General features: G+C 57.8%; 17 protein-coding genes. 8 read left to right on the forward strand and 9 right to left on the reverse strand.

Translation table 11 applies throughout. The features are described 5' to 3' along the window. Positions 1 to 48 precede the first annotated feature (48 nt). The 3 genes from ilvC to BLV81_RS20215 all read right to left on the reverse strand — a co-directional run bounded on the left by ilvC (position 49) and on the right by BLV81_RS20215 (position 3,362). On the reverse strand, positions 49 to 1,065 hold the full coding sequence (gene ilvC, locus BLV81_RS20205; RefSeq protein ID WP_092359613.1) for a ketol-acid reductoisomerase: 1,017 nt from the start codon (positions 1,063 to 1,065) through the stop codon (positions 49 to 51). Positions 1,066 to 1,140: 75 nt separating this feature from the next. Next, the gene (gene ilvN, locus BLV81_RS20210) at positions 1,141 to 1,632 is read right to left on the reverse strand and encodes an acetolactate synthase small subunit (RefSeq protein ID WP_014005248.1); all 492 of its coding nucleotides are present in this window, start codon (positions 1,630 to 1,632) and stop codon (positions 1,141 to 1,143) included. A gap of 2 nt (positions 1,633 to 1,634) precedes the next feature. Further along, positions 1,635 to 3,362 carry an acetolactate synthase 3 catalytic subunit gene (locus BLV81_RS20215; RefSeq protein ID WP_092359615.1) on the reverse strand — a complete coding sequence of 576 codons (1,728 nt, stop codon included), beginning with the start codon at positions 3,360 to 3,362 and terminating at the stop codon, positions 1,635 to 1,637. Positions 3,363 to 4,225: 863 nt separating this feature from the next. Here BLV81_RS20215 and BLV81_RS20225 point away from each other — a divergent pair. From BLV81_RS20225 to BLV81_RS20240, 4 genes are read left to right on the forward strand one after another with little or no spacing between them, the layout of a single operon-like run. Continuing rightward, positions 4,226 to 4,795 carry an RNA polymerase sigma factor gene (locus BLV81_RS20225; protein WP_092359618.1) on the forward strand — a complete coding sequence of 190 codons (570 nt, stop codon included), beginning with the start codon at positions 4,226 to 4,228 and terminating at the stop codon, positions 4,793 to 4,795. After that, entirely contained in the window at positions 4,792 to 5,202 is a 411-nt protein-coding gene (locus tag BLV81_RS20230) for a DUF3619 family protein (protein ID WP_092359620.1), read from the forward strand. Before BLV81_RS20225 ends, BLV81_RS20230 begins: the two co-directional genes overlap by 4 nt. Next, entirely contained in the window at positions 5,199 to 5,918 is a 720-nt protein-coding gene (locus BLV81_RS20235; RefSeq protein WP_092359621.1) for a DUF3106 domain-containing protein, read from the forward strand. Before BLV81_RS20230 ends, BLV81_RS20235 begins: the two co-directional genes overlap by 4 nt. 5 nt (positions 5,919 to 5,923) lie before the next feature. Then, positions 5,924 to 6,472 (forward strand): RDD family protein, encoded by a 549-nt coding sequence (locus BLV81_RS20240; protein WP_092359623.1) that lies wholly within the window; start codon positions 5,924 to 5,926, stop codon positions 6,470 to 6,472. Between the two features lie 25 nt (positions 6,473 to 6,497). On the opposite strand, the gene BLV81_RS20245 is transcribed toward BLV81_RS20240, so the two are convergent. Further along, complete coding sequence (locus tag BLV81_RS20245; RefSeq protein ID WP_092359625.1) at positions 6,498 to 7,340, reverse strand: ferritin-like domain-containing protein; 843 nt, start codon at positions 7,338 to 7,340, stop codon at positions 6,498 to 6,500. A 124-nt stretch (positions 7,341 to 7,464) separates the two neighbouring features. Here BLV81_RS20245 and BLV81_RS20250 point away from each other — a divergent pair, with 124 nt between their 5' ends. Then, positions 7,465 to 7,989 carry a gamma carbonic anhydrase family protein gene (locus tag BLV81_RS20250; protein ID WP_092359626.1) on the forward strand — a complete coding sequence of 175 codons (525 nt, stop codon included), beginning with the start codon at positions 7,465 to 7,467 and terminating at the stop codon, positions 7,987 to 7,989. 78 nt (positions 7,990 to 8,067) lie between these two features. Continuing rightward, complete coding sequence (gene hslO / locus BLV81_RS20255) at positions 8,068 to 9,036, forward strand: Hsp33 family molecular chaperone HslO (protein ID WP_092359715.1); 969 nt, start codon at positions 8,068 to 8,070, stop codon at positions 9,034 to 9,036. 97 nt (positions 9,037 to 9,133) lie between these two features. On the opposite strand, the gene ftsB is transcribed toward hslO, so the two are convergent. The 5 genes from ftsB to BLV81_RS23990 all read right to left on the reverse strand — a co-directional run bounded on the left by ftsB (position 9,134) and on the right by BLV81_RS23990 (position 13,720). Beyond that, a complete protein-coding gene (gene ftsB, locus BLV81_RS20260; protein ID WP_092359628.1) occupies positions 9,134 to 9,514 on the reverse strand; it encodes a cell division protein FtsB in 381 nt (126 codons plus the stop codon). A gap of 128 nt (positions 9,515 to 9,642) precedes the next feature. Next, positions 9,643 to 10,926, reverse strand: coding sequence for a phosphopyruvate hydratase (gene eno / locus BLV81_RS20265; RefSeq protein ID WP_092359630.1), 1,284 nt, complete (start codon positions 10,924 to 10,926; stop codon positions 9,643 to 9,645). Positions 10,927 to 11,040: 114 nt separating this feature from the next. Continuing rightward, on the reverse strand, positions 11,041 to 11,895 hold the full coding sequence (kdsA, locus tag BLV81_RS20270) for a 3-deoxy-8-phosphooctulonate synthase (protein ID WP_092359632.1): 855 nt from the start codon (positions 11,893 to 11,895) through the stop codon (positions 11,041 to 11,043). Positions 11,896 to 11,904: 9 nt separating this feature from the next. After that, positions 11,905 to 13,560 (reverse strand): CTP synthase, encoded by a 1,656-nt coding sequence (locus BLV81_RS20275; protein ID WP_092359634.1) that lies wholly within the window; start codon positions 13,558 to 13,560, stop codon positions 11,905 to 11,907. Beyond that, complete coding sequence (locus BLV81_RS23990) at positions 13,553 to 13,720, reverse strand: hypothetical protein (RefSeq protein WP_176992914.1); 168 nt, start codon at positions 13,718 to 13,720, stop codon at positions 13,553 to 13,555. Before BLV81_RS23990 ends, BLV81_RS20275 begins: the two co-directional genes overlap by 8 nt. A gap of 130 nt (positions 13,721 to 13,850) precedes the next feature. On the opposite strand from BLV81_RS23990, the gene BLV81_RS20280 reads away from it, so the two are divergent. Both BLV81_RS20280 and BLV81_RS20285 read left to right on the forward strand, forming a co-directional pair. Continuing rightward, the gene (locus BLV81_RS20280) at positions 13,851 to 15,263 is read left to right on the forward strand and encodes an MFS transporter (RefSeq protein ID WP_092359636.1); all 1,413 of its coding nucleotides are present in this window, start codon (positions 13,851 to 13,853) and stop codon (positions 15,261 to 15,263) included. Positions 15,264 to 15,431: 168 nt separating this feature from the next. Beyond that, positions 15,432 to 16,943, forward strand: a complete 1,512-nt coding sequence (locus BLV81_RS20285) for an efflux transporter outer membrane subunit (RefSeq protein ID WP_092359638.1) — start codon at positions 15,432 to 15,434, stop codon at positions 16,941 to 16,943. Positions 16,944 to 16,955 lie beyond the last annotated feature (12 nt).

Below are 16,955 nucleotides of genomic sequence, written 5' to 3' on the forward strand. Positions count from 1 at the left end.
TGCAGGCGCTTGCTGCATGATGCCCGCTCTCAAAACAAGTAGTCCTGATTAGTTCTTCGACTGGTCAACCATCTTGTTCTTTTTGATCCAAGGCATCATGCCGCGCAGTTGCTCGCCAACTTGCTCGATCTGATGTTCGGCAGTGATGCGGCGACGGGAAATCAGGGTTGGCGCGCCAGCCTTGTTTTCGAGGATGAAGCTCTTCGCATATTCACCGGTCTGGATGTCTTTCAGGCACTGACGCATGGCGTTCTTGGTGTCTTCTGTAACGATGCGCGGGCCGGTGACATATTCGCCGTATTCAGCGTTGTTGGAGATCGAGTAGTTCATGTTGGCGATGCCGCCTTCATAGATCAGGTCAACGATCAGCTTCAGTTCGTGCAAGCATTCGAAGTAAGCCATTTCCGGCGCGTAGCCAGCTTCGACCAGAGTTTCAAAACCGGCTTTGATCAGCTCAACCGCACCGCCGCACAAAACAGCTTGCTCGCCGAACAAGTCGGTTTCAGTCTCTTCGCGGAAGTTGGTTTCGATGATGCCGGCACGGCCGCCGCCATTGGCGGTTGCGTACGACAAGGCGATCTCGCGGGCGCTACCGGATTTATCTTGATAAACGGCGATCAGGTGCGGCACGCCGCCACCTTGGGTGTAGGTCGCACGGACAGTGTGGCCTGGCGCTTTCGGCGCGATCATAATGACGTCGAGGTCGGCACGCGGCACGACCTGGCCGTAGTGCACGTTGAAGCCGTGGGCAAACGCCAGCGTCGCGCCTTGCTTGGCGAACGGCGCGACGTTTTCTGCGTAGACCTGGGCGATATTTTCGTCCGGCAGCAAGATCATGATGACGTCGGCCGCTTTCACCGCGTCGTTGACTTCAGCCACGTTCAGGCCGGCGTTCTTGGCTTTGTCCCACGATGCGCCGCCCTTGCGCAGGCCGACTGTCACCTTGACGCCGGAATCGTTCAGGTTTTGCGCGTGCGCATGGCCTTGGGAACCGTAACCGATGATGGCAACATTCTTGCCTTTGATCAGGGAGAGGTCGCTGTCTTTGTCGTAGAAAACTTTCATTTTTAATCCTATATATGTAATTTGATGTTTGAGTGCATTGCGTTGAACATTTCAGCGCGCTGACTTATTGTTTGCTTAAACTTTGAGAATGCGTTCGCCGCGACCGATGCCGGAGCCACCGGTACGGACGGTTTCCAGAATCGCTGCACGATCGATAGAATCGATGAATGCGTCCAGCTTGCCCTTGTTGCCTGTCAGTTCCAGGGTATAGGACTTGTCGGTGACGTCGATGATGCGGCCCCGGAAAATATCCGCGGTACGCTTCATCTCCTCACGTTCCTTGCCGACCGCGCGCACCTTGATCAGCATCAGCTCGCGTTCGATATGTGCGCCTTCGGTCAGGTCGACCACTTTGACGACTTCAATCAGACGGTTCAGGTGCTTGGTGATCTGTTCGATCACGTCATCCGAGCCGCTTGTCACGATGGTCATGCGTGACAAGGTCGCATCTTCGGTCGGTGCGACCGTCAATGTCTCGATATTGTAGCCACGGGCCGAAAATAGACCGACCACGCGCGACAAGGCGCCCGCTTCATTTTCCAGCAGTACAGAAACGATATGTCGCATGATTACAGATCCTCCGAACCGAGCAGCATTTCAGTCAAGCCCTTGCCCGCCTTGACCATAGGCCAGACGTTTTCGGTTTGATCCGTAATGAAATTCATGAATACCAGGCGATCCTTCATGCCGAACGCCTCTTTCAGTGCACCGTCCACATCGGCCGGATTTTCGATCTTCATGCCGACGTGACCGAACGACTCGGCCAGTTTGGTGAAGTCCGGCAGCGAATCCATGTAGGACTCGGAATAGCGCGAACCGTAATCGATCTGCTGCCATTGACGGACCATGCCGAGGAAGCGGTTGTTGAGCAGAATGATCTTCGGCGTCAGGTGATATTGCTTGCAGGTGGCAAGTTCCTGGATACACATCTGGATCGATGCTTCGCCGGTGATACAGGCCACGGTCGCACCCGGATTGGCCATCTGCACGCCCATCGCATACGGCAAGCCGACACCCATGGTGCCGAGGCCGCCGGAATTGATCCAGCGGCGCGGCTTGTCGAAGCCGTAATACTGCGCCGCCCACATCTGGTGCTGGCCGACGTCGGAGGTGATGAATGCATCGCCATCAGTGATCTGCCAGACCTTCTGTATCACGGACTGCGGCTTGATCACTTCTTTCGAATCGGCAAACTTGAGGCAATCGCGGCCGCGCCATTCGTTGATCTGCTTCCACCAGTTGGACAAGGCCGCCGTATTTTGCCGGGTCTCGGCAGCATCCAGTTGCGCCAGCAGCTCCTGCAGCACATCCTTGACGTTGCCGACGATAGGAATATCGACCTTGACGCGCTTGGAAATCGACGATGGGTCGATATCGATATGGATGATCTTGCGCGATGTCGAAGTGAAATGCTTAGGGTTGCCGATCACGCGGTCGTCAAAGCGGGCGCCGATCGCGATCAGCACATCGCTGTTCTGCATCGCCATGTTGGCTTCGTAAGTGCCGTGCATGCCGGGCATGCCGACAAACTTGTCGCTGGACGATTTGTAGCCGCCGAGGCCCATCAAGGTGGTGGTGCACGGGTAGCCCAGGCGATCCACCAGCTTGTTCAGCTCAGGCGAAGCATTCGCCAGGATCACGCCGCCGCCGGCATAGATCATCGGCCGTTCGGCTGTCAGCAATAATTGCACTGCCTTGCGGATCTGACCGGAATGACCCTTGTCGACCGGCTTGTAGGAACGCATTTCGACTTCCTTCGGATAGTCGAAAACGTGGCGGTGCATGGTAATGTCTTTGGGGATATCCACCAACACCGGGCCGGGACGGCCGGTACTGGCGATAAAGAAAGCCTTCTTGATGGTCGATGCCAAATCCTTGACATCCTTGACCAGGAAGTTGTGCTTGACGCACGGGCGTGTAATACCAACCGTGTCGCACTCCTGGAACGCATCTTCGCCGATCGCATAGGACGGCACCTGACCCGAAATCACCACCATCGGGATCGAGTCCATGTAGGCCGTGGCCAGGCCGGTCACCGCATTGGTGACGCCGGGACCGGACGTGACAATCGCCACGCCAACCTTGTTCGAACTGCGAGAGTAGGCATCGGCTGCGTGAATCGCAGCTTGCTCATGACGTACCAGGATATGCTGGAATTTTTCTTGCTGGAAAATGGCGTCGTAGATGTACAGCACCGCGCCACCGGGATAGCCGAACACGTGTTCGACACCCTCTTCCGCCAGACAGCGCACCAGAATTTCCGCGCCGGTAACAGGCAAATTTGTATCTTTGTTCATGATGACTAGATCCTTTCAAGGTCCATTGGAAATTGATCGGATGCTCTTTCCTGACGAAATGGCGCAGCGTACCAGTGCCACGGCGTCCCTTTTTTGTGCGATCACGTCATTCCGTTGCGTAGCCGTAGATACGATTCAAAATGGCGCTAAACGCTACTCGTTCGGCCGAAAATTCTGATTCCACCGCTGCCTGTTTCTCGCGCTTGTGGCACGGGTTGGAGCAAACAGCTTACACATGTGAAGCATGCCTGTCCGTTGAGCAACATCTTGAGTCGTCAGCGAAAAGGCTTGCACTTCAGGGTTCTGAAGTGGATAGCTACCATAATGCGTAGTTTCATTCCGGTCAAGCCAAATTACATGAAATCCAAGTTAAATCGTGTCTTTTGCTGCAGATTTACCCACAACCCTCCCCTTTTTTGCTAGCATTCGGCCAGTCTGGAAATTTATTGCAAGCCATTGCTTATCCGGACGCAGGCCAAGGGCGGCAAACGTAGACGAGTCAACATCGGGGCCTGCCCCAGGCGTGATCGTATTCCGACTCGCAACAGAATCTTGAATCAGCAGTAGGTAGAAGGGCCTGTTAACAATTGATTTGGGAGTGCGAACGCGCGGCAGGCGTTGCGTGCCTAGGCGCAGCGACGCGACGTAGCGGTGCTACGGCAAGGAGTTGCAACAACGGCATGCGACGCCTGCAGCCGTTCCCGGAGGGTTCAAACCAAAACGTGCGCTGGCCGCGTTGCGTGGCTTGCTGGGGCACCAGCCCCAGCAAGCCACGCGCCTTGCCACCACACGTTTTGGTTTGAACGCATCTCCCAAATTAATTGTTAACAGGCCCTAGTGTATGACCCAATTCGCCGCGAAGCATGGCCACAGATAAAGAACTTTCCGATTTCCTTGAAAACGTAGAACGCCGGGCTTTCAAGCAGGCGGTGTACGCCGTCCGTAAAGACGAGTCCGCCTTGGACATCGTCCAGGACGCCATGATCAAACTGGCGGAAAAATACGGCGACAAACCGGCGGCCGAGCTGCCGATGCTGTTCCAGCGCATCCTGCAGAACACCATCCATGACTATTTCCGCAGGGAAAAGGTACGCAATACCTGGGTCAGCCTGTTTTCCAGCATGGGGCATAACAATGCCAGCGACGAGGATTACGATGTCCTGGAAACCTTCGAGTCGGATGAAGATTCGCAAGCGACCGAATCCAGCGCCAATAAGCTGGAACGTGAGCAAATTCTTAACATGATCGACGAGGAAGTACAGAAACTGCCGGCGCGTCAACGAGAAGCCTTCCTGATGCGTTATTGGGAGGACATGGATGTTGCCGAGACCGCGGCCGCAATGGGATGCTCGGAAGGCAGCGTAAAAACGCACTGCTCTCGCGCAACGCACACTCTGGCGCTATCGCTCAAGGCCAAAGGAATCAGTTTATGAACACTAAAGAAATCAATTTCGCTTTCAAGGTGCGGCACGCACTGAATGAAAACCTGGACAATTTGCCAGCCCCTACCGCTGACCGCCTGGCTGCCGCCCGCAAGGCGGCGATGGCGCGCAAGAAAAAAGATGCGCCGACCCGTGTGCTGGCGCATCAAGGCGTATTGGCAGGACACGCCGGCAGCTTCTTCGGCAATCGCCTGTCCTGGCTGATGCGGATCGGTGTTGCTGCGCCGATTCTGGTCGGCGTGGTGCTGCTGTCCGGTTTGTATCAATACGAACAGCAACATCGGATTACTGCCGCCGCCGACATCGATGCCGCCATGCTATCGGACGAATTGCCGCCATCGGCCTACCTGGACCGCGGTTTTAGCGCCTACCTCGCCCAGCAGCAAGAAGACCAATGACGTCAAACTCTTCCTCCAATCCGGGCGACCGCAAGCCCTCTGTCAACATGCTAGGCAGCCGCCGCAAGCGTTTCATCGGCGCCGCGTGTGCGTTGCTGGTGACCGGCGGCGCCGCGCTGGCGGTACTCGGCCCGATTGCACCGACCCAGGCTGCCGGCCGCCCGATTGCCGCCAGCGTCAAGGAAGTCTCAGGCAACCCGCCCAAGATGACCAAGGTGGTCGATAGTGCCGCTCCTGCCTGGAATGAACTGAGCGCCGTCCAGAAACATGTCCTGGAGCCGCTCGCCCCCGATTGGGATAAATTAAAGCCGACCACCAGGAAGAAATGGCTGGAAATCAGCGGCCGCTACGCCAGCATGACGCCTGCCGAACAGGAAAGATTGCAGGCCAGGATGCGCGGCTGGGTAACGTTGACTCCCGAACAGCGCCGTATCGCCCGTGAGAATTACGCTCGCGCCAACAAGCTCGATACCGAGCAAAGAGCGTTGCGCTGGCAGCAGTATCAGCAATTGTCGGAGCAACAAAAGGAAGAGCTGGCTGAACAAGCCACGCCGCGCCACAAACGGGTAACTACCTTGCCGCCGGCCACGCTCAACAAATCCAAACCGGCAGCGCCAGTCAAGCTGGCGCCCCCTGCCGGCCAGGAACAGGCTGCGGCAACCGCGCCGGGACCAGCGACGGCACCAGCGCCGATGCTGGCGCCTGCCACGAAATAAACATCTTGAATCCTGCCGCAACCGAACAGCTTGCCAGCCAACAGCAGACGCCATCGCTGAAACGCCGTTTCGGCAGCATCATGTATGAGGCCATGCTGTTGTTCGGCATCCTGTTTATTTCGGGATGGATTTTTTCCACCTTGCTGCAGCAGCGCAACGCGCTTTACCTGCGTCACGGACAACAAGCCTGGCTGTTCATCGTACTCACCCTGTACTTCGTCTGGTGCTGGAGCCACGGCGGACAAACGCTGGCCATGAAAACCTGGCGCATCCGGCTCGTCAACCGCGACGGCAGTGCGGTCAGAGCCGGCCGTGCCGCCGTCCGCTTCCTGCTCAGCTGGTGCTGGTTCCTGCCCGGACTGGCGCTGTCCTGGGCGCTAGGCGCGCATACCTGGATGCTGGTGTTGATCCCGGCGGCGAATTTCGTGCTCTGGGCCATGACTATCTATCTCGATCCGCAACGGCAATTTCTGCATGACCGTATCGCCGGCACCAAGCTGGTGAATATGGCGGAAATCGTCAAACCCGCCGGCAAGCACAAGTGGTATCACTGAGATGACTAAAACCGCAGCCGGGCCCTTAGAGCGGCTTCGTTTCTTCTGACAGAGCCAGCAGTTCCGGTTCGGAAAATCCAGCCGCCCTCCGCGCCTCCAGATTGAACGGCCCGCGCAATACCGGCGCCTTGTGTTGCAGCGCCAAGGCGGTAAAGGTTGCCAGCGGCTCCAGCCGGCGCGCCTCGCAAAGCCAGCCATACCAGTGGTTGCCGATCGCCACATGGCCGATCTCGTCGCGCAAGATAATGTCGATGATCGCTGCCGCACCGTCGTCGCCGGCCTGCGCCAGCTTGGCGCGGGTGCGCGGCGAGGCGTCCAGGCCGCGTGCTTCCATCATGCGCGGCACCAGCGCCATCCTGGCCAGGATGTCATGGCTGGTTTTCTCAGTCAGCTCCCACAAGCTGTTGTGCGCCGAAAAATCGCCATAGGCAAATCCCAGCGTCTGCAAGTGGCTTGCCAACAAGCTGAAGTGATAAGCTTCTTCCTTGGCGACCCGCAGCCAGTCGGCGTAGTAATCTTCCGGCATCCCGGCGAAACGCCAGATGGCGTCGAGCGCCAGGTTGATGGCATTGAATTCGATATGCGCCAGCGCGTGAATCATGGCGGCGCGCCCTTCCAGCGATGCCATGGAGCGATGCTTGACTTCGCGCGGCGGCACCAGCGCCGGCAGTGGCGGGCGCCCCGGGATGCTTAAGCTTGCACTCAGCACGCGCTGCCTATCCAGTGTCATTTCGGCATTTTTCCAGCTCGCCGCCAATGCCTCGACCCCTGCCACCTTGGCGGCAACATCGGCCTCGCACAGCCAATGCAGGGCGGCGGCACGCAACTCAAACTCGTCTGGCTTTGCGAGAAAGGGAGATTGCTTCATGTTGACAGCGGTAAAATGACGCTACAGTTGAAAAATCGCATTATGGACATATCTACAAGCATTCAATAAGCTTCCCGCAAAAGGGCATCCGGCATGCCCGGCAACCAGCATTCTACGGAGATTTATGGCCATCTACCAATTGGGCGAACATGCCCCCGACATCGCCCCTTCAGCATATATTGCGCCATCTGCCAATCTGATCGGCAAGGTCAAGATCGAAGCCGACGCCAGTGTCTGGTTCGGTGTCACGATCCGTGGCGATAATGAATTGATCACGGTCGGCCAGGGCAGCAACGTGCAGGAAAGCAGCACGCTGCACACCGACATGGGCTTTCCGCTGACGCTAGGCAGGAACGTCACCGTCGGCCACCAGGCAATGTTGCACGGATGCACGATCGGCGACGGCGCACTGATCGGGATTCAGGCCGTCATCCTGAATGGCGCCAAGATCGGCAAGAATTGCCTGGTCGGCGCCGGTGCGCTGGTCACCGAAGGTAAGGAGTTCCCGGACAACTCGCTGATTATCGGTGCGCCGGCCAAAGCCGTGCGGACCCTGAGCGAGCAGGATATTGCAGCGCTGGCCGGCAACGCTGCGCATTACATAGAACGCGGGCGAGAGTACAAAACCAGCCTGAAACAAATCGGATAGGCGCACAGCAGTTACCCGATCAAGCAATATAAGCAATATTCAAGTAGTAAATCAGCAACAAATTAGCGGATGAAAAATATGGACGTAACAAAAATGATGGATGCCGGCGAGATACACGGCGATAGCGATTCGCTACAGAAATTCATGGTGGAGAACGCTGCCGTGCGTGGCGAACTGGTACAGCTGTCCGCCACCTGGCAGCAGACGCTGACGCACCACCAGTACCCGGCGCCAGTCACGACTTTGCTTGGTGAAATGATGGCCGCGGCGGCGCTGCTTTCCGCCAATTTGAAATTCAACGGCGTCATCGTCATGCAAATATACGGCGACGGCCCGATCCGGCTGCTGGTGGTTGAATGCGATTCGCAACTGCGGATGCGCGCCACGGCAAAGCTCGCGCCCGATGCCGTGATCGACCTCGACGCGACCATGTCGCAGCTGGTTAATCTGAATGGCCAGGGGCGGTTTGCAATCACGCTGGATCCACAGGATAAAATGCCCGGCCAAAAGGCTTATCAAGGCGTCGTGCCGTTGGATGGCGAGAGTATCGCCACCGTCATCGAAAACTATATGCTGCGCTCGGAACAGCTCGATACCAGGTTGTGGCTGGCGGCGGACAACAAAGTTGCACGCGGTTTGCTGTTGCAGAAATTGCCGAATCACGGCGGCATCGATGTGCCCGTCAACGACGACCTGGAAACATGGAATCGCTTCCTGGCGCTGGGCGGCACTTTGCGTCCTGAAGAAATGCTGGCAACCGATATCCAGACGCTGCTGCGCCGCCTGTTTTGGGAAGAAACCATCCGTGTTTTCGAACCGCAGCAACCCAGCTTCCAGTGCAATTGCTCACGCGAGAAAGTTGGCAACATGCTGAAAATGCTGGGCCAGCCCGAGATCGAGGAAGCCCTCGTCGATTTGGGCAAGCTGGCGGTGAATTGCGATTTCTGCGGCAAGCACTATGAATTCGACAAAGTCGATTGCGCACACCTGTTTGCCAGCGCAGCACCGGTTGCAGCGTTGCTGCCTACTGGCAGCAGCAAGCATTAAAGGCAGGTATTAAGGGCGGGTATCAGATCGGTAAAAGCGCGGCCAGGGCGGCAAGCAATAGCGTCGCCCTGCAGATTTCAGATATAGGCGCAGGAGATCAGGGCTCTGATTTCTTGTTCTTTTCGGATGGCACGGCGACCGCGATCGTCTTTTCTATCGCCGTCAATGCTGCATTTGGCGGAGCCGGCGCGTCGGCCGGATTACCGTTCGGATCGAGAATCTGTATGAAAATCTCGTCTTTCTTAATCATGCCCAGCTCGGTGCGCGCCCGTTCTTCGACCGCGCCGGTGCCTTCTTTCAAATCATGCACTTCCGAATCCAGCTTGGCATTGCGGACTTTTAGTTCGTCGACCTTGTCATGCGCGGCGTGCACTTGCTGATCCATGTCCCACACACGCAGCCAGCCGCCCTTGCCTAGCCACAGTGGGTACTGGACCAGTATCAGCAAAGCGGTCAGGAAAATGGCAATCAGGCGCATCGGGATAAACAGTCTTTAGTTGATTCGAACTTCGTCCCAGTCAGTTGAGGACAGAGTCGCCCCGAAAAGGGTAATTCGCCACGCTACGGTGGCTCTTAAACTCTGTCCTCAATTTATTACACTTGCAATTACTTGAGATTATAAAACGCGTCACGGCCAGGGTAGCTGGCGATGTCGCCCAGATCTTCTTCGATACGCAGCAGCTGATTGTATTTGGCCATGCGATCCGAACGCGACAACGAGCCGGTCTTGATCTGCAAGGCATTCATACCTACCGCGATATCGGCGATGGTCGAATCTTCAGTCTCGCCCGAACGGTGCGAGATCACTGCGGTATAGCCGGCGCGCTTGGCCATTTCAATCGCAGCGAAAGTTTCGGTCAAGGTGCCGATCTGGTTGATCTTGATCAGGATCGAGTTGGCGATATCTTTATCGATACCTTCCTTCAAGATCTTGGTATTGGTGACAAACAGGTCGTCGCCAACCAGCTGGATTTTCTTGCCCAGCGTTTCTGTCAGCAGTTTCCAGCCGTCCCAGTCGTTTTCGGCCATGCCGTCTTCGATGCTGATGATCGGGTACTTGTCGCACCACGATGCCAGCAGGCCGGTGAATTGCGCGCCGGTCAAGGTCATGTTTTCGCCGGCCAGAACGTAGCTGCCGTCTTTGTAGAATTCGCTGGCGGCGCAATCCAGGCCCAAGGCAATCTGGGTGCCTGGCTCGTAGCCTGCGGCTTCAATCGCCTGGATGATCAGTTTCAGCGCATCTTCGTGGCTAGCCAGCGACGGTGCAAAACCGCCTTCATCGCCAACCGACGTTGCCAGGCCCTTGTCGTGCAAAATCTTCTTCAGTGCGTGGAACACTTCAGCGCCGTAACGCAGCGCCTCGCGGAAGCTAGGTGCGCCGACCGGGATGATCATGAATTCCTGGATATCCAGGTTATTGTCGGCATGCTCGCCACCGTTGATGACGTTCATCATCGGCACAGGCATTTGCATCGCGCCGCTGCCGCCGAAATAACGATACAGCGGCAAACCGGCTTCTTCCGCTGCCGCTTTGGCAACTGCCATCGATACTGCCAGCATCGCGTTGGCGCCCAGGCGGCTCTTGTTTTCAGTGCCGTCGAGATCGATCAGGGTGCGGTCCAGGAACGCTTGTTCGCTGGCGTCCAGGCCCATGATGGCTTCGGAAATTTCGGTGTTGATATGCTCGCACGCCTTCAACACGCCCTTGCCGCCGTAACGGCTCTTGTCGCCGTCGCGCAGTTCGATCGCTTCGCGCGAACCGGTGGAGGCGCCGGACGGTACCGCCGCACGTCCCATGACGCCGGATTCCAGCAAGACGTCGCATTCGACTGTCGGATTACCGCGCGAATCAATAATTTCGCGGCCAATGATGTCAACGATTGCACTCATGTATTTCCCTATCAAATAAAAATATGCGCGATATTAAAACCATTTACGTGGGCAGACTGCAAGCGCCGCCACTTGTGTATATAGCGGCAGCGATATAGTCCGGGTCCCAAGCAATCAACCGAAATTGCTTTCGATAAAGCCATTCTTTTTGACGACCCGGTCCAGGTCTATCATGGTCGACAACAATTCTTTCATGCGTCCCAGCGGCACCGCATTCGGTCCGTCGGATTTGGCTTCTGCAGGATTTGGATGGGTTTCCATGAACACACCGGAAACGCCGACCGCAATCGCGGCCCGTGCCAGCACCGGCACGAATTCGCGCTGGCCGCCGGAAGTGCTGCCTTGGCCGCCCGGCAATTGCACCGAGTGAGTGGCATCGAACACTACCGGGCAACCGGTTTCGCGCATGATCGCCAGCGAGCGCATATCGGATACCAGATTGTTGTAACCGAACGAGGCGCCGCGCTCGCATGCCATGAAATTATCTTCCGGCAAGCCGGCTTCGCGGGCGGCGGCACGCGCCTTGGCGATCACATTGATCATGTCGTGCGGGGCCAGGAACTGGCCTTTCTTGATATTCACCGGCTTGCCTGATTGCGCGCAGGCATTGATGAAATCGGTTTGGCGACAGAGGAAAGCCGGTGTCTGCAAGACATCGACCACCGCCGCCACCGGCTTGATTTCATAGATTTCATGGATATCGGTCAGCACCGGCACGCCGATTTGCGCTTTGACTTCAGCCAGGATCTCCAGCCCTTTTTCCATGCCGAGGCCGCGGAAAGAAGTGCCGGACGAACGATTCGCCTTGTCGAAAGACGATTTGTAAATGAAGTTGATGCCCAGCGCGCTGGTGATCTCTTTCAATTGTCCGGCGGTATCGAGCGCCATCTGGCGCGATTCGATGACGCACGGGCCGGCGATCAGGAAAAACGGTTGATCCAGACCGACATCAAAGCCACAAAGTTTCATGTTCTTTCCTTACGCTGCAATTGCGGTATTAGCTTGCTTGTGCGCCAACGCAGCCTTGATGAACGAAATAAACAGGGGATGTCCATCGCGCGGAGTCGATTTGAATTCCGGGTGATACTGGACACCAACGTACCAAGGGTGGGCATTTTCGCCCTTGCGTGGCAATTCCATGATTTCGCACAAGCCTTCGGTCGGGGTACGGGCCGACACCACCAGACCGGCCGCTTCGATACGATCCAGGTAATGGTTATTGGCTTCGTAGCGATGGCGATGGCGTTCGGTCACGGTCGGGCCGTAGATTTCGGCGGCCAGCGTCTCCGGTTTGACATCGCAGGTTTGCGCGCCCAGGCGCATGGTGCCGCCCAGATCGGAATTAACATCGCGCAACTCCACCTTGCCGTCGTGATTTTGCCATTCGGTGATCAGGGCCACTACCGGCTGATCGGTTTGCGCATCGAATTCAGTCGAATTAGCGAGCGGCAGGCCGGCCATGTCACGTGCATATTCAATCAATGCAACCTGCATGCCGAGGCAAATACCCAAATAAGGAATCTTGTTTTCACGGGCGAAACGGGCTGACGCGATCTTGCCTTCGACGCCGCGCTTGCCAAAGCCGCCTGGTACCAGAATCGCATCGTACTTGGCCAATGCGCCGGTGCCGTTGGCTTCGATTTCCTCCGAATCCAGGTACTCGATGTTGACCCGGCTGCCGGTATGAATACCGGCGTGGCGCAAGGCTTCAGTCAAGGACTTGTAGGACTCGGTCAGGTCGACATATTTGCCGACCATGCCGATAGTGACTTCATAGGTCGGGTTTTCCAGCGCATGCACCAGCTTGGTCCAGACCGAGAGGTCGGCCGGCCTAGGCGACAGGCCCAGCTTTTCGCAGACAATCGCATCCAGCCCCTGGTCGTGCAGCATTTGCGGGATCTTGTAAATGGTGTCAGCGTCCCACACCGAAATCACGGCGTCTTCCTGGACGTTCGAGAACAAGGAAATCTTGGCCCGTTCGTCGTCAGGGATCGGACGGTCGGCGCGGCACAGCAATGCATCCGGCGAAATACCGATTTCGCGCAGTTTCTGCACACTATGCTGGGTCGGCTTGGTCTTCAGTTCACCGGCCGACACCAGATACGGCACCAGGGTCAGATGGACGAAAGCGGCGGCGTTGCGGCCCGCACGCAGGCTCAGCTGACGCGCCGCTTCGAGGAAGGGCAAGGATTCGATATCACCGACAGTACCGCCGATTTCCACCAGCGCCACGTCGAAACCTTCGGCGCCGCGATAGATGTAATCCTGGATTTCATTGGTGATATGCGGAATAACCTGTACCGTCTTGCCGAGGTACTCGCCCCGGCGCTCCTTGCGGATCACGGATTCGTAGATCTGGCCGGTGGTGAAGTTATTCACCTTCTTCATCTTGGCCGTAATGAAGCGCTCATAGTGGCCGAGGTCGAGATCGGTCTCTGCGCCATCGTCGGTCACAAACACTTCGCCGTGCTGGAACGGGCTCATGGTGCCTGGATCGACGTTGATGTACGGATCGAGTTTAAGAAGGGTGACTTTAAGGCCGCGCGATTCTAATATCGCGGCGAGAGAGGCGGCTGCAATCCCTTTACCAAGGGATGAGACAACGCCGCCGGTAACAAATACAAACTTAGTCATTACGGAAGGTGCCGAACGGCACATGCGGGAAATTCGAATTATACATCAAACAGCCGTTGCGGCAGCCGCCGGTGATCCTAAAAATAGCAGCTTTTGTTGGTAAGCCCGTCAGCAACCACAACAATCGCTGCGCTGATGCCTGCATGAAATTGTGCTTCATGTGATAATTCGCGGCTTCCGCCCCGGTCTATCAATGTTCCCCTGATTTTATTATTCATTTTATTGTTGACCTTGCCTACCTCGCCATTATTCCGTTCAAGTGTTGCGCCAAAGCCGCAGGAGCTCATTGCATGAGCCGGCTGTTCGGCGACCTTCCAGAGGACGACGGCCTGCCGGGAGCAACCCGCCGGGTGGCGATTATCGTCATGATTCTTGGCACCAGCATGACCGTGCTGGACGGTTCCATCGTCAATGTTGCGCTGCCCATGATTGCCCGCAGCCTGCAGGTCGATGCGGCCGCCGCAGTATGGATAGCCAACGCCTACATCCTCGCCGGCGCCATGACCATGGTCGCCTTCGCCTCGCTGGGCGAGGTGCTCGGCTTTCGCCGTGTATATATGAGCGGCATTCTGGTATTCACTCTGGCGTCGCTAGGCTGTGCGCTATCGCCTTCGCTGGCGATGCTGAATGGCATGCGGCTGTTACAAGGTCTGGGCGGCGCCGCCGCCATGTGTATCGGTCCGGCGCTCTACCGCAATATATTCCCTACCCGCCTGCTGGGAGCGGCATTAGGCGTCAACGCCCTGGTGGTGGCCTCCTCTACCGCTGCCGGGCCAGCGATTGGCGGCCTGATGCTGTCGGTACTGAGCTGGCCATGGCTGTTTGCGGTCAATGTCCCGATCGGCATCGTCACCCTGCTGATGGCATGGCGCGTGCTGCCGCGCGATCCGGGACGCGGCGGCAAATTCGACGCCATCGGCGCCGTACTCTCGGCACTGGCCCTGGGCACCTTTGTCATGGCCGTCGATGGCTTATCGCGCCACGATAGCCGGGGCAAGGAATTGCTGCTCTTCGCGATCGCCCTGGTTTCGCTTGTTTTATTTATCATCAGACAACGACGTTACGCCGCACCGTTATTGCCACTTGATATTTTTGCATCGCCACGGTTTTCCATGGCGGTAGCTACTTCGCTCTGTTCTTTTGTTGGCCAGGGAATTGCCTTTATTGCACTGCCGTTCCTGTTTCAAGGCGCCTATGGCTTTAGTCCGCTGCTATCGGCCGCCTTGTTTACACCCTGGCCGGTGGCGATTGCCATCACGGCGCCGATCGCCGGCCGTCTGGCCGACCACTATTCGGCGTCGCTGCTGTCAACCTGCGGCCTGCTGGTGCTGACGCTAGGCCTGGTATTGCTAGCCTGTCTCGGCGAACACGCTTCGGTGCCGGATATCTTGTGGCGCGCCTTTGTGTGCGGACTCGGTTTCGGCTTTTTCCAGAGCCCCAACAATCGCGAAATGCTGAGCAACGCACCACGTGCGCGCAGCGGCACCGCGTCCGGCGTGCTGGCGATTGCCCGCACCTTCGGTCAATCCCTGGGCGCAGCGCTGGTCGCAGTGGTGCTGGCGGCAACCAGCATCGCCCAGGCTTCAGCCGACACCGCGCATATCGACGCCAGCGCGGTCCACTTGTCGCTATGGCTGGCGGCAGCCGCAACCTTGCTGGCCACCACTATCAGCGCGCTACGTATCAAGCACGGACGAAACTGACAGAATTGTCATATTTGCGACAGCATCAGGTACCCCAGCAAGACTTAAAGTATTCCTGAATACTGTCCGATGCTGCGATTGTTGTGACTGTTGCGATTATTGCAACCGCTGCTTGCCCGCCGTTCGGACACTCCATCCGATGTTCCGAACGTCAGACCAAGCAGACTCATGAATTTCTCCTCCCCCCTAAGACCCCAGCGTTCGTTTACAACCAGCATCATGGCTGCCGCAGTTGCGCTCTCGCTGACAGCATGCGCAGTCGGCCCCGATTATGTGCGGCCGTCGATGGATGTGCCTGCCAGCTATAAAGAGAGCGGCCCGTGGAAACAGGCACAGCCGCAGCCAATCGACAGCAGCAACTGGTGGGAAGTCTATGGCGACGCCACCCTGAACAAGCTGGTACAGCAAGCCAACCAGGCCAACCAGAATATTCGCCAGGCGGAGGCCCAGTATCGCCAGGCACGTGCTGCGGCCGATGCGGCACGCGCCGGCTTCTGGCCGACGATCGGCGTCAACGCCGGCGTCGACCGCGCACGCACCAACAGCAATGGCGTCAAGCTCGGCAATGGCTACAGCGCCGGCTTGCAAGGCAGCTGGGAGCCGGATGTCTGGGGCAGCGTGCGGCGTTCGGTGGAAGCGGGCGACGCCGGCACCCAGGCCAGCGCCGCCGACCTGGCCGCCGCCCGCCTCAGCATCCAGGCAACCTTGGCGCAAGATTATCTGCAGCTGCGCATCACCGATCTGCTGAAAGATTTGTATGCGCGCACCACCGCCGCCTATACCCGCTCGCTGCAACTGACCAGGAGCCAGTACGCAGCCGGAGTCGCACTGCGCTCGGACGTGGCGCTGGCGGAAAGCCAGTTGAAAACCGCCGAAGCGCAAGCCATCGATTTGCAGGCGCAACGCAGCCAGCTGGAACACGCAATCGCCATCCTGACCGGCCAGGCGCCTTCCGGATTCAATTTGGCGGCGAATTTGGCTACGCTATCGGCCGATACCCAAATGCTGGCCAAGATGCAGGCTGGTTTACCGCCGGTTCCTGCCGGCCTGCCCTCGGATCTGCTGGAACGCCGTCCCGATATCGCCAGCGCCGAACGCCATGTTGCGCTTGCCAACGCCAACATCGGCGTCGCCAAGGCCGCCTTTTTCCCGGCATTGATGCTGAGCGCCAGCGGCGGCTTCAACAGCGCCAGCCTGGCGCAGTGGTTCGACACGCCAAGCCGGGTCTGGTCGCTCGGGGCGGCGCTGGCCGCAACCATTTTCGATGGCGGCCTGCGGCGTGCGCACAGCGACCAGGCGATTGCGGCGTATGACGTTGCGGTAGCGCAATACAAGCAAACCGTACTGGGCGGCTTCCAGGAAGTGGAAGACAACCTGGCCACGCTGAACGTCCTGGATCAAGAGGCGATCGCCCAGAACCAGGCAGTGCAAGCCTCGCAACTGGCGGAACGGCTGGCGCTCAGCCAGTACCGCGCCGGCACCGCGACCTATCTGACGGTGGTCACGGCGCAGACGCTTGCCCTGAGCAATGAACGCACTTTAGTGCAATTGCTGGGACGCCAGCTGCTGGCTAGCGTGGCGCTGATCAAGGCTGTCGGCGGCGGCTGGGATGCCAGCCAGCTGAGCGGCGCCGAGCGTCCAAGCCAAGCACAACAGGCACAAAACAATACAAGCAATTAATTCTCCGAGCAG

It is taken from the genome of Collimonas sp. OK242 (assembly GCF_900107095.1).
GTDB lineage: Bacteria > Pseudomonadota > Gammaproteobacteria > Burkholderiales > Burkholderiaceae_D > Collimonas.